At 73.1% G+C, this 13,200-nt stretch carries 11 protein-coding genes; 9 read left to right on the top strand and 2 right to left on the bottom strand.

Annotated features, from left to right (window positions below):
- Positions 1–282 precede the first annotated feature (282 nt).
- Positions 283–1,167 carry a hypothetical protein gene (locus tag ABD811_RS39785; protein ID WP_344958194.1) on the top strand — a complete coding sequence of 295 codons (885 nt, stop codon included), beginning with the start codon at positions 283–285 and terminating at the stop codon, positions 1,165–1,167.
- Here ABD811_RS39785 and ABD811_RS39780 read toward each other — a convergent pair.
- Both ABD811_RS39780 and ABD811_RS39775 read right to left on the bottom strand, forming a co-directional pair.
- Positions 1,124–2,560 (bottom strand): GntP family permease, encoded by a 1,437-nt coding sequence (locus ABD811_RS39780; protein ID WP_344958193.1) that lies wholly within the window; start codon positions 2,558–2,560, stop codon positions 1,124–1,126. The two genes, ABD811_RS39785 and ABD811_RS39780, sit on opposite strands and share 44 nt — an antisense overlap.
- 66 nt (positions 2,561–2,626) lie before the next feature.
- Positions 2,627–3,169, bottom strand: coding sequence for a gluconokinase (locus tag ABD811_RS39775; protein ID WP_344958191.1), 543 nt, complete (start codon positions 3,167–3,169; stop codon positions 2,627–2,629).
- Positions 3,170–3,304: 135 nt separating this feature from the next.
- On the opposite strand from ABD811_RS39775, the gene ABD811_RS39770 reads away from it, so the two are divergent.
- From ABD811_RS39770 to ABD811_RS39735, 8 genes are all read left to right on the top strand, one after another.
- The gene (locus tag ABD811_RS39770) at positions 3,305–4,030 is read left to right on the top strand and encodes a FadR/GntR family transcriptional regulator (protein ID WP_344958190.1); all 726 of its coding nucleotides are present in this window, start codon (positions 3,305–3,307) and stop codon (positions 4,028–4,030) included.
- A 290-nt stretch (positions 4,031–4,320) separates the two neighbouring features.
- On the top strand, positions 4,321–4,536 hold the full coding sequence (locus tag ABD811_RS39765) for a hypothetical protein (protein WP_344958189.1): 216 nt from the start codon (positions 4,321–4,323) through the stop codon (positions 4,534–4,536).
- 167 nt (positions 4,537–4,703) lie between these two features.
- The gene (locus tag ABD811_RS39760; protein WP_344958187.1) at positions 4,704–5,930 is read left to right on the top strand and encodes a carbohydrate kinase family protein; all 1,227 of its coding nucleotides are present in this window, start codon (positions 4,704–4,706) and stop codon (positions 5,928–5,930) included.
- Complete coding sequence (locus ABD811_RS39755) at positions 5,927–7,219, top strand: family 4 glycosyl hydrolase (protein WP_344958185.1); 1,293 nt, start codon at positions 5,927–5,929, stop codon at positions 7,217–7,219. The genes ABD811_RS39760 and ABD811_RS39755 overlap by 4 nt, the downstream gene beginning before the upstream one ends.
- A gap of 3 nt (positions 7,220–7,222) precedes the next feature.
- Positions 7,223–8,608, top strand: coding sequence for an extracellular solute-binding protein (locus tag ABD811_RS39750; RefSeq protein WP_344958183.1), 1,386 nt, complete (start codon positions 7,223–7,225; stop codon positions 8,606–8,608).
- 56 nt (positions 8,609–8,664) lie between these two features.
- Positions 8,665–9,651: a carbohydrate ABC transporter permease gene (locus ABD811_RS39745; RefSeq protein ID WP_344958181.1), complete on the top strand. Its 987-nt coding sequence runs from the start codon at positions 8,665–8,667 to the stop codon at positions 9,649–9,651.
- Entirely contained in the window at positions 9,648–10,439 is a 792-nt protein-coding gene (locus ABD811_RS39740; RefSeq protein WP_344958179.1) for a carbohydrate ABC transporter permease, read from the top strand. The genes ABD811_RS39745 and ABD811_RS39740 overlap by 4 nt, the downstream gene beginning before the upstream one ends.
- A 45-nt stretch (positions 10,440–10,484) precedes the next feature.
- The gene (locus tag ABD811_RS39735; RefSeq protein WP_344958177.1) at positions 10,485–13,175 is read left to right on the top strand and encodes a sugar-binding protein; all 2,691 of its coding nucleotides are present in this window, start codon (positions 10,485–10,487) and stop codon (positions 13,173–13,175) included.
- The last annotated feature ends 25 nt before the right edge of the window (positions 13,176–13,200 follow it).

The raw sequence follows: 13,200 nt of genomic DNA, 5'->3' as shown, positions 1-13,200 counted from the left end.
GGCGTGGCGGGGTACGGAGGATGACCATGGGAGACGCCTCCTCGGACGACCCGGCGGGGCACCCCCGCCCTTGATCATTTGTGCGGGGGCGATGCAAGCAGACGGCGGTGTCCGCCCGGCCAACTCGGCACGAATGATCGGAAGCGTCCCGCGCGCCGGGCCCGCCGTCCAGGCCGGGCGCCGGGCCGCCCGGCGCAAGGCGGACGGGACCGGAACGAGACGTCCGCGCGACCTGCGGCACCGATCCTGTGGAGCGACGGCCACCGGAGATCGGAGGCGGCAGTGTCCGTGCGACGTGTGGGACGTCTCCTGGCGCTGGGCGTCCTCCTCCTGCTCGCCCTGTCGGCGTGCGGTGGGGGCGGCGAACGCGCGCTGCCCGGGGCGTGGGTCGACATCGCGGTCATGCCGGACGGCGGCGCGCAGGTCGATCTGCGCGCCGCCGGGAGGCTGCGGTCGGACGCCGAGGTGCGGGACCTGGCCGGGGCGGTCGCGCGGGAGGTGTTCCCCGGCGCCACCGGCGTCCGGGTGCGCACCGTGACCAGCCGCGGGTACCCGTTCGCCAGGGCGGACGTGACCGGCGCCTACCGGCCGGGCCGCACGGTGCCGCTGGAACTGGACACCGCGCGGGCGTGGCGGCGGCTGGCCGCCCGGGGCTTCGACGAGGGCGGGGTGCGGTTGTGGCTGCCGTCCGTCCCGGCGACGGTGCGGCCGCGGCCGCCGGGAGGAACCTCGGACGTGCCGGAATGGACGGTGGGGCGGGGACGGCCCGCCCCGGTGGTGCGGGTCGTGATGCGGCCGCGGCCGGCGCTGTGGTTCGGCGCGGCCGCGCTGCTGGTGCTGGTCGTGGCGGGGGTCGTGGTGTCGGCGGCGGCACGGCGCTGGTACGTCGCCGTGTCCGCCGCCGCGGTCGCGATCGTCTGCGCGGTCGTCACGGTCTCCGCGGCGGCGGGCCGGCAGGGCGACAACCTGGGCGTCGCCGGGGTGCTCGGCGGGCGCGCCCTCGCCGTGGCCGCGGGCGCGCCCCTGGCGGGGCTGCCGCTCGGGCTGGTGGCGGTGGTGCTGTTCGTGCGGGCGCTGCGGCGGCTGCTGGACGACCCCGCCGCGGCCGGCTCCCCGTACGCCGCTAGACGACCAGGTCGAGGAGGAGCACGAACACCAGGCCGGTGACCGACAGCACCGTCTCCATCAGCGACCAGGTCTTGACGTTCTGCCCGACGCTCAGCCCGAAGTACTCCTTGACCAGCCAGAACCCGGCGTCGTTGACGTGCGAGAAGAACACCGACCCGGCGCCGATCGCCAGCACCAGCAGCGAGGTCTCACCGCTGCTCAGGCTGGTGACCAGCGGGGCCATGATGCCCGCGGCGGTGACGGTGGCGACGGTGGCCGAACCGGTGGCCAGGCGGATCAGCACCGCGACCACCCAGGCCAGCAGCAGCACCGACAGGCCGCTGTCGGCCACCCAGTCGGCGACCAGCTTGCCGATCCCGGTGTCGACGAGGGTCTGCTTGAAGCCGCCGCCGGCGGCCACGATCAGCAGGATGCCCGCGATCGGCGGCAGCGACTTCTCCAGCACCCCGGAGACCTCGCGCAGGCTCATGCCCGCGCCGCGGCCGAAGGTGAACATCGCCACGATCACCGCGATCAGCAGCGCCACCAGGGGGGTGCCGAGGTTGTCCAGGACGGTGCGCAGGTGGTCGCCCTCGTCGAGGAAGATGTCGGCCAGCGCCTTGCCCATCATCAGCACGACCGGCAGCAGCACCGTGACCAGGGTGACGCCGAACGACGGGCGGCGGCGGACGGCCCCGGCGTCGCCCTTCGTCACGTCCACGGCGGCGTCTGTCCCCGCGCCCGTCGCGGCGCCCGTCTCGTAGAGGGCAGGGGCCGGGACGTCCACCCAGCGGGCCGCGTACCGGGCGAACAGCGGCCCGGACACCGCGATCGTCGGCAGGGCGACGAGCACGCCCAGGGCCAGCGTGACGCCCAGGTCCGCCTTGAGCGCGTCGATGGCCACCAGCGGGCCGGGGTGCGGGGGCACCAGGCCGTGCATGGCCGACAGACCGGCCAGCGCCGGGATGCCCACCCGCACCAGCGACAGCCCGGACCGGCGCGCCACCAGGAAGATCACCGGCATCAGCAGCACGAGCCCGATCTCGAAGAACATCGGCAGCCCGATCAGCGCCCCGACCAGCGCCATCGCCCACGGCAGCGCGCGCGGACCGGCGCGGCCGACGATGGTGTCGACGATCTGGTCGGCGCCGCCGCTGTCGGCCAGCAGCTTGCCGAACATGGCGCCGAGCGCGATCAGCGCGCCGACGCCCGCCGCCGTGCTGCCGAACCCCTCGCCGAACCCGCTGACCGCGTCGGCCATCGGCAGCCCGGCGATCCCGCCGACCAGCAGCGAGCCGAGGGTGAGGCTGAGGAACGGGTGCACCTTCAGCCAGGTGATCAGGGTGACGATCAGCAGGATCCCGGCGAGCGCGGCCAGCACGAGCCGGCCGCCGCCGGCGATGGGCTCCTCGGGCGGGGCGAGGGCGAGTGCGGTGAGGGCGGGGGCTGTCATCAGGAACCTCCGGGGAGACTCCCGCCTTCCGGGCGGGGGGAGGGATTGGGGGTGAGGGGGGTTTGGTCAGGCCCCGCGCGGCGGGGAGGCCGAGGCGCCGGGCGCCGCGTCCAGGTAGGCGTCGACGAGCGCCTCGACGGAGGCGTCGAGATCGAGGACGATCCCGCGCTCGTCCGGGCCGAGCGGCTCCAGCGTGTCGAACTGGGAGTCGACCAGCGAGGCGGGCATGAAGTGGCCGGGACGGGCGGCCACCCGCCGCCGCACCACCTCGCGGTCGCCGTGCAGGTGCACGAACGTCACCTGGGGCGCCTTCTCCCGCAGCAGGTCGCGGTACGCGCGCCGCAGCGCCGAGCACGTCACCACGCCGCCGCCCGGCGCGTGCCCGGCCAGCCACACGCCGATCGCGCGCAGCCAGGGCAGCCGGTCGGCGTCGTCCAGCGGGAGGCCGGCCGACATCTTGGCGATGTTGCCGGGCGGATGGAAGTCGTCGGCGTCGGCGAACGGCACGCCCAGCCGCTGGGCGAGCGCGGCGCCGAAGGTCGTCTTGCCGGACCCCGCGACGCCCATGACGACGAGCAGCGGGGCGGCGGGGCCGCGGGCTGTGTCCATGACATCGACCTCTCGGATGACGTTTGCCAGAGTGTGACATGATTAATCAGCTCTTAACAACACCTGACCTGCATAAGTCTGATTTTTTACCCTCGTCCGCTCCGTGCGGAGCCATACGTGTGATGATTGGTGGCCATGGGGGGCAATGACCACGCCGGACTGCACGGCAGCGTCCTGGACCAGCTCGGCCTGCTGATCACCTCGGAGGAGCTGGCGCCCGGCCGGGTGCTGCGGATCGAGGAGCTGGAGGCCCGGTTCGGGGTGTCCCGGTCGGTGATCCGCGAGGCGATCCGGGTGCTGGAGTCCATGGGCATGGTCAGCAGCCGCCGCCGGGTCGGCGTCACCGTCGCCCCGCGCTCGGCCTGGAACCTGTTCGACCCGCGCATCATCGGCTGGCGGCTGGACGGCGGGGGCCGCGACGAGCAGCTGCGGTCGCTGAGCGAGCTGCGCCGCGGCGTCGAGCCGGTGGCCGCCGCGCTGGCCGCCCGCCGCGCCACCCCCGCCCAGTGCGGCACGCTGACCGGCGCGGTCATGCAGATGGCGGTGCACGGCAGGTCCGGCGACCTGGACGCCTACCTGGAGGCCGACGTCCTGTTCCACCGCACGCTGCTGGAGGCGTCCGGCAACGAGATGCTGGGCGCGCTCGGCGACGTGGTGGCCTCCGTGCTCGCGGGCCGGCACCACCACCATCTGTTCCCCGCCCGGCCCGAGCCGGCGGCGATCCGCTGGCACGCCGAGGTGGCGCAGGCGGTGCAGGCGGGGGAGCCCGAGGCCGCTGAGCGCGCCATGCGCGACATCGTCGAGGAGGCGACCCGCGCCATGCTCGGCGAGCCCGTCCCCGAGGCGCCCGACGCCTCCTAGGCCGGAATCGGCGCGTCTCCCGGCGACCGGCGAGGTTCTCGACCGGCGGGGCTCCCGGTCAGAGCGGGGCCGACGCGAGCACCGCACCGGCGACCGGGAGGGCGCCCGGGATACCTCCGGGGGAGTACCTGGGGGGCAGGTGGTGGAGCAGATGCCATGGAGGCGCGCCGTGGGCGGGTACACCTGGCCCAGGGAGCCGCAAGCGGCCATCGGACGAGGGCGCGGGCGGGGAAGGATCTGGCGCGACGGTGTCCGCGGACCGGCGGCGGCCCGACCTCCGGAGGTGCGACGTGAACGACGTGACCGGCGGCAAGTCCTTCATGCCGACCCGCAAGTGGTGGGCGGCACTGATCACGGCCCTCACCGTGGTCATGATCAACTGGGTCCAGGCGGGGTCGCTCAGCAAGGAGATCCTCATCGCCCTGATCGGGGTGGTGTCGCAGGCCGTGGTGTCGTACCTGGTGCCGAACGACAGCGCGCCCGGCGGCGTACCGCTCAAGCGCTGACCTGCGCTCTCGCGGCGAGCGGTAGCCGGGTTCCTCCTCATGTCCTGACATTCAGTCAAAAGCATGTTTGGACAAGATCTGATCACAAAGGGCATTGGAACGTGCCATTCTGCCGGTACCCCTGGCTACGATCACCTGCGACGCCGACGCCTCGCCGTGGAGGCACCATGACACAGACCCTCAGCGGGACCCGGTTCGACGACACCCGGCAGGACATCCGGCCGGAAGGGGAGGAGGCCGCCGCACCGGGCCGAGCGCCCGCGCCGACCCTGCACGATCCGTGCGCCGAGCGCGAACGGGCGGGCCGGCGGCTGCCGCGCGGGGACGACGCCCCGGAACTGGACGTCTTCCTCACCGGCCAGGTCTTCATGGACATGATCTTCACGGGCCTGCCGGGCCTGCCGCCGCCCGGCACCGAGCTGGTCACCGACGGCCTCGGCTCGGCCCCTGGCGGCGTGGCCAACATCGCCGTCGCCATGAGCCGCCTCGGCCTGCGCGTCGGGCTGGCCGCGCCGTTCGGCGACGACATGTTCGGGTCGTACCTGTGGCGCACGCTGTCCGAGCAGGAGGGCGTCGACCTGCGCCGCTCCCGGATGATCCCCGGCTGGCCGTCCCCGGTGACGGTGTCGCTGGCCTACGACTCCGACCGCAGCATGGTGACGTACGCCAAGCCCATGCCCCTGCCGCCGGACGACCTGGTCACGGTGCCGCCGCAGGCCAAGACGTGCTTCGTCGACATCGACCGGCCGGTGCCCGAGTGGGTGAAGGCGATGCGCCGCGACGGCGCCCGCGTGTTCGCCGACCTGGGCTGGGACTCCACCGAGACGTGGTCCACCGAGGTGCTCGACCGGCTCCGCCACGTCGACGTGTTCCTGCCCAACGCCGTGGAGGCCATGGCCTACACCCGCACCGGCTCCCCGGAGGAGGCCGCGCGGGCGCTGTCGGAGCGGGTGCCGGTGGTGGTCGTCAAACGCGGCGGCGACGGCGCCCTGGCGATCGACTCGATCACGGGGGAGCGCGCCGAGACCCGGGCGCTGCCGGTGGAGGCGCTGGACGCCACCGGCGCGGGCGACGTGTTCGCCGCCGGGTTCGTGTTCGGCACGCTGGCGGGCCTGCCGCTGGACGAGCGGCTGCGGTTCGCCAACCTGTGCGCCGGGCTGTCGGTGCGGCACCGCAGCGGGTCGCTCGGGTCGCCGTGCTGGGGCGAGATCGCCGCGTTCGGCGAGTCCGGCGAGGTCCCCGAGGAGGTACTGGAGGACTACGCCTTCGTCGTACCCTTCATCCCCGACTCGGCCGACGACACCGTCGTCCGCGCCGAGCCCACCCTGCGTTCCCACTCGGGGGGACGACCCCCCGAGGTCCCCCCGGCGACTACGAGAGCGGAGACACGATGACGACGCGCATCGCGGTGATCGGCGCCGGCAGCGGCTACATGCCCGGCGTCATCCGGGGGCTGCTGCACCGCGCCGCCGACCTGGCCGGGGCGCAGCTGCGCTTCCACGACGTGGACGCCGACCACCTGGACGTCATGACCCGGCTGGCCCGCAACATGTTCGCCGCCCGCGGGGCCGACTTCACCGTCAGCGCCCACACCGACCTCAAGGCCGCGCTGGACGGGGTGGACTTCGTGTTCACCACCTTCCGGCCGGGCGGGCTGCGCGGCCGCCACCTGGACGAGTCGATCCCGCTGAAGTACGGCGTCGTCGGGCAGGAGACGGTCGGCCCGGGCGGGTTCTTCATGGCCTGCCGGTCCGTCCCGGTGCTGCTGGAGATCGCCGCCACGCTCGCCGAGGTCGCCCCGGACGCGTGGATCATCAACTACACCAACCCCACCAACGTGGTCACCGACGCGGTCTCGCGCCACACCGGCGCGAAGATCCTCGGGCTGTGCGACCAGTGGGTGGGCGACACCGAGACCTGGGCCGACCTGCTCGGGCTGCCCGTCGAGGGCCTGGAGATCGACTGGATCGGCACCAACCACGGCACCTGGGCCGAGCGGGTCCGGCTGAACGGCGAGCCCGTCGACATCGCCCCGCTGCTGGAGGCGATGGAGCCGCACGGCGACGCCACCCCGCACCGCGACCCCGTCCGCATGGCCGAACTCGGCAAGGCCCTCGGCCTGCTGGTCAACTCCTACTCCAAGTACTACTTCTTCCACGACGAGGTCGTCGCGCAGCTGCGCGAGAAGGGCACCACCCGCGCCGAGGACATCCTGGCGATGCTGCCCGACTACTACGCGCAGGTGGCGGGGGAGGCCGACAAGCCCGACCCGGACCCGAGCCGCGAGCGCGGCGGCGGCGAGCACGGCGAGTTCGCGGTGGACGTGATCTGCGCGATCGTCCGCGACGAGCAGCGCCGGTTCATCGTCAACACCCGCAACCGGGGCGCGATCGCCACGCTGGAGCCCGACGCGATCGTCGAGGTCCCGGCGGTGGTGGGCCGCCAGGGCGCGGTGCCGCTGGTGATGGGGGACCTGCCGCGCCAGGTCCGCGGCCTCACCCAGGCCGTCCACGAGTACGAGCGCCTGGCCGCCGACGCCGCCGTCACCGGCGACCGGCGCACGGCCCTGCGCGCGCTGCTGGCCCACCCGTTCGTCACCAGCCTGCGGGTCGCGGAGCGGATCCTCGACGAGGGCCTGGCCGCGCACCGCGCCGACCTCCCCCAGTTCACGAAGGAGCGGTAGCAGATGCCGACGACACCCAGCGCGAGGAGAGGCGGCCCGAGGAGACTCGGCAGGCGGGCGGTGCTGGCCGCGGTGGCGGTCGCGGCCCTCGGCACCGCCTGCGCCCCCGGCTCGGACACCGAGCAGCCGCAGGGCAAGGCGCCCGCCGCGGTCAGCACCGACGTCGCCAAGGCCGGCAACGTGACGCTGACCGTCTGGGACCAGGAGGTCCAGGGCGGCCAGCGCAAGCAGATCGAGAAGCTGAACGAGCAGTTCCAGGCCAAGTACCCGAACGTCAAGATCAACCGGGTGTCGCGGTCGTTCAGCGACCTGCAGAAGACGCTGCGCCTGGCGCTGTCGGGCGACAACCCGCCCGACGTGGTCGAGGCCAACCAGGGCTACGCGGCGATGGCGCAGTTCGTCAAGGCCGGCATGCTGCTGCCGCTGGACTCCTACGACCAGGCCTACGGATGGCGCAAGCGCTACCCCAAGGGCCTGATGGACCTCAACAGCGTCACCACCGACGGCAAGCTCATCGGCTCGGGCAGCCTGTACGGCGTCTCCCTCAACGGCGAGATCGTCGGCCTGTACTACAACAAGGACAAGCTGTCCAAGCTGGGCATCCGGGCGCCGCAGACCTGGGGCGAGTTCGAGCAGGCGCTGGCCACCGCCAAGAGCAAGGGCGAGATCCCGATCGCGTTCGGCAACCAGGAGAAGCTGCCCGCGATGCAGCTGTACGGCATCGTCCAGGACCAGCACGCCGACAAGCAGACCGTGCGCGACCTGGTGTTCGGCAAGAGCGGCTCGTGGAGCGACGGCCCGAACGTGCAGGCGGCGCAGAAGCTCGCCGACTGGGCGAAGCAGGGCTACTTCACCAAGGACGCCAACGCCATCAAGTGGGACGACACCCCGGCCAACTTCGCCAAGGGCGACGGGGTGTTCATGTTCGGCGGCACCTGGTGGGCGTCCGACCTGATGGACAAGATGGGGGACAAGGTCGGCTTCATGCTGCCGCCCCCGGCGCAGGCGGGCGGGGCCTCGGCGACCATGGGCGGCGAGAGCCTGCCCTGGTCGATCACCGCCAAGTCCAAGCACCCCGACGTGGCCGCCGCCTACATCAACTTCATCACCTCGCCCGAGGCGATGGACGTGTCGGTCGAGACCGGCAACCTGCCCGCGCTGGCGCCGCCGTCCAAGAAGCCCGAGGGCGCGCTGATGAAGGACGTGCTGTCCGCCTGGGAGACCCTCAGCAAGAACGACGGCATCACCCCGTACATCGACTACGCCACGCCGACGTTCGCCGACGCCTTCGGCGGGCCGCTGCAGGAGCTCATCACCGGCAAGACGTCGGCGCAGCAGGCGATGCAGAAGGCCCAGGACGACTACGCCGCCTTCCAGAAGAAGAAGTGAGCGGGCCGGACACACTCCGGTACGTCCTGCTTCGACGCTGACCCGAAGGAGCCGTAATGACGATCGTCGCGCGGCCCGGCGCCGAACGCCGGCGGCGCGCGCACCGGCCCGCCGCCGCCCGGCGGGCCGGTGCGCCCTCCCGCCGCGGCTCGCCGGGCGCCCCGTGCCGGATCGGCTGGCTGTACGTCCTTCCCGCACTGCTGGTCTACGGCGCCTTCCTGCTGTGGCCGCTGGTGCGGGGGGCGCAGTTCTCGCTGTACGAGTGGGACGGCCTCGGCCCGGCGACGTGGGCGGGCCTGTCCAACTACGGCGAGATGCTGTCGGACCCGGTGCTGCGCGGCTCGTTCGGGCATCTGGCCGTGCTGATCGTCTTCTACGCGGTGCTGCCGTGCTGCGTGGCGTTCGTGCTGGTCGGGGCGATGTCGCGGGCCCGGATCCGGGGCCTGGCGTTCTTCCGCACCGTGCTGTTCCTGCCGCAGGTGGTGGCGATGGTGGCGGTCGCGGTGGCCTGGCAGTGGATGTACTCGGCCGACGGCCCGGTCAACGACCTGCTGCGCGGCCTGCACTCCCTCGGGCTGCCCGACTGGTCGCGCGGCTGGCTCGGCGACTTCACCTTCGCGCTGCCCGCGGTCGGCCTGGTCGGCACGTGGGTGAACATCGGGCTGGCGATGGTGCTGCTGCTGGCCGGGGTGCAGAAGATCCCGCGCGAGCTGTACGAGGCGGCGCGCATCGACGGCGCCGGGCCGGTGCGCGAGTTCTGGACGGTGACGCTGCCGGGCCTGCGCCGTGAACTGGCGGTGGCGCTGACGCTGACCACCATCCTGGCGGTGCGCAACTTCGACCTGATCTACATGGCGACCAGCGGCGGCCCCGGCGACGCGACGAAGGTCCCCGCCTACGAGGTCTACAACCGCACCTTCAACACCGGCGAGGTGGGGCTGGGCTGCGCGGTCGGCCTCACCATCGCCGTGCTGGCGTTCGTGATCACGGCCGGGATCCGCCGGGTGGTCGAGGGGCGCCCGGACGCGGAGGGCAGGGCATGATCGCGCGCAGGGAACAGGTGTTCAACTACGCGGTGCTGACGCTGTTCGCGGTGCTGGCGATCTTCCCCATGGCCGGGGTGGTGGCGCAGGCGCTGCAGCTGCCCGGCCTGGACCTGTCCGCCTTCGGCACCGCCTGGCGGGACGGCGACTTCGCCGTCTACCTGCGCAACAGCGTGATCGTCACCGCCGTGACGGTGGTCGTCGCCACGGTGCTGTCGATCATGGCGGGGTTCGCGCTCGGCACGATGCGCTTTCGCGGCGCGGGCGCGGTGGCGCTGCTGTTCGTGGCCGGGCTGACGATCCCGACCGAGGCGATCGTGGTGCCGCTGTACTTCGACCTGCGCTCGCTGGACCTCGACAACACCTACGCCGGGGTGATCCTGCCGCAGGTCGCCATGTCGGTGGCGTTCGGCACGTTCTGGATGCGCGCCTACTTCCGCAGCGTCCCGCCGTCGCTGCTGGAGGCGGCCCGGATGGACGGCGCGGGCAGCTGGACCACCCTGTGGCGGGTACTGGTGCCGATGGGACGTCCCGCCATCCTCACCATGATCGTGCTGATCTCCATGTGGACGTGGAACGAGTTCCTGCTGCCGCTGGTGATCCTCAACTCCGAGGAGGGCCTGCGCACCGCGCCGCTGGGCCTGTCCGTCTTCCAGGGGAACCACAAGACCGACTACGCCGCGCTGATGTCCGGCGCACTGATCATCGCGGCGCCCGTCGTGCTGCTGTACGTCTTCCTGCAGCGCCACTTCATCGCCGGAATGCTCTCGGGGGCCATCAAGGAGTAGGGGCCGCGGCCTTTGTCGCCCGGCACAACCGAACAGGAGACTTCCATGCGAAGACTCGCCCTACCCGCTTTGCCCGTCGCGGTTTCCGCGGCGCTGGCGGCGTCCCTGCTGGGGCCGCCCGCGCAGGCGGCGGCGCAGAGCAGGCCGGCCGAGAAGGGCAGGCTGGACGTGCTGTTCGTCGGGGCGCATCCCGACGACGAGGCGGGCGGCCTGTCCACCTACGGGCAGTGGAACGAGTACGACGGCGCCCGCGTGGGCGTCCTCACCGTGACCCGGGGCGAGGGCGGCGGCAACGCGGCCGGCACCGAGGAGGGGCCGCCGCTGGGGCTGCTGCGCGAGGACGAGGAGCGCCGCGCCGTCGGCAAGGCCGGGGTGGCGAACATCCACTACCTCGACGACGTGGACTTCTACTACACCGTCAGCGCCCCGCTCACCGCCGACGTGTGGGACCACCGGGAGGCGCTGGGACGGGTCGTGCGGCTGGTCCGCCAGACCCGGCCGAAGGTGATCGTCACCATGGAGCCCGCGCCCGTGCCCGGCCAGCACGGCAACCACCAGGAGGCCGGGCGGCTGGCCACCGAGGCGTACTTCCTGGCCGCCGACCCCAAGGCCTACCCCGAGCAGATCACCCGCGAGGGGCTCAAGCCGTGGGCGCCGGGACGGCTGTTCAACACCGGCGGCGCGTCCGGGCCGTCCGGTCCGTCGTGCGCGTCCGGCTTCACCCCGTCGGCGCAGGCGGCGACCGTCTACGGCGTGTGGGGCGGCCGGGCCTCGTCCCGCAACGGCGGCAGGACGTGGGCGCAGGTGGAGCGAGACGCGCAGCGCGTGTACGTCAGCCAGGGCTGGGGCGGCTTCCCCGACGTGCCGGCCGACCCGAACCTGAACGGCTGCGACTACTTCACCCAGATCCACAGCCGCGTGCCGTACAGGCTGGACAACCGTGACGCCACCGCCATGCTGGAGGGCGCCGTCACCCCCGGCACCGGCGGCCTGCCGCAGGACACCCGGTTCTACCTGACCACCGACACGTTCGGCGTCACGCCCGGCGGGGAGGTGAAGGTCACCGCGCACGCCAGCTCGCCCAAGACCCTGCGCAAGGCGAAGGCGAAGCTCGACGTGCCCGCCGGCTGGACCGTTACAGGATCCGGCGACCTCGGCACGGTCGGCTCGTCGGAACGCACCACCACGTTCACGGTGAAGCCCCCGGCGCAGGCGTCCTACGGGCGCGTGCGGCTGGCGGCGACGCTGTCCACCGCGAACGGCACCGGCCAGAACGTGGCGCCCGTCGAGGTGCGCGCCCCCGTCACGGGCGTCCAGCAGCCGCTGCCGCGCGTGGAGGACTTCGACGCCTGGGCGGCGCGCAACGGCGTGCCGCAGCTCACCGGGCGCGTCAAGCGCGTGCTGACGCTCGGGACCGGGCAGTCGCGCGAGGTGCGGGTCGACCTGTCCAACGCGTCCGCGTCGGCGCAGTCCGGCACCGTGAAGCTGGACCTGCCCGACGGGTTCGCCGCCGACGCCGCGTCCAAGCCGTACCGGCTGGAGGCCGGCAAGAACGGATCGGTCGCCTTCACCGTCCGCAACACCGACGCCTCGCTGCCCACCTCCAACCAGGGCGGCGCGAACGGCGACTACGACTACACCATCACCACCACCGGCTCCTCGGGCGCGCCCGACGTGCAGAAGGCCGCGCTCGAACTGGTGCCGGTCGCCGAACTGCCCAAGGCCGCCGCGGCGCCCACGCTCGACGGCAAGGAGGGCGCGGGCGAGTACACCGGCTCCGAGCTGAACCTGTCGCGCCTGTGGGAGGGCACGGCGTGCGAGTCGGCCGCCGACTGCTCGGCCACCGGCAAGGTCACCTGGACCGACGACGCGCTGTACGTCCTGGTCAAGGTGCGTGACGACAAGCAGGGCACCGTTCTCGGCGCCGACGACTGCAAGCGGCACTGGCGCAGCGACTCGGTCGAGATCGCCATCGACCCGCGCGGCGACTCGGAGAACACCTCCACCACGTTCAAGACCGGCGTCTTCCCGGTGATGAGCGACGGCGCGCCGTGCTTCCAGCGCGACGCCGACCAGCACCAGGGCCCCGGCGCCGAGACCGCGCCCGGCATGCGGGTCGCGGCCACGGTGGCGCAGCCGTACGACGGCTACACGGTCGAGGCGAAGATCCCCTTCACGGCGCTGCCCGCCGCGGTCGACCCGGAGCGCATGGGGCTGAACATCTTCGTCTACGACTCCGACACCCAGGACAAGACCGGCCAGACCCGGATCGGCTGGTCCACCTGGGGCGGCGTGCAGGGCGACCCGTACCGGTGGGGACTGACCACGCTGCCCGGGCACACGCCGCCGGCCGGCATGCCCACCACGCCCAGGCCGCCGGTGATGCCGACCGACGCCGCCGCGTCGGTGAACTCGCCGCAGTCGATCAGGCAGGCCGCCGAGACGGGGATCCCGCTGGCCGGCGGACCGGCCGCCCCGCGCGACGCCACCGGCCGCATCGACGGCAGGCCGGTCGTCTCCGGCGGCTCCACCACCTTCCGGCTGCGCGCCACCGGCCCCGGCACCGCGTACGCGCACGTCTGGGACGGCAAGGTGCTCGGCACCAAGAAGATCACCGTGACGCGGGCGGGCACCACCACGGTGACCGTCCCCGGCGCGACCGGCTACCTGGCCGTGGCCTTCCAGGCCGAGGCGGGCGGCACCGCGAGCAGCGTCGCCCAGCTCGGCACCCGCTGACCGCACGACGGCGCACCGGCGCCCG

Origin of the sequence: Actinomadura miaoliensis (genome assembly GCF_039536785.1) — a bacterium.
GTDB lineage: Bacteria > Actinomycetota > Actinomycetes > Streptosporangiales > Streptosporangiaceae > Spirillospora > Spirillospora miaoliensis.
This window is presented reverse-complemented; position numbering and strand designations above follow the sequence as displayed.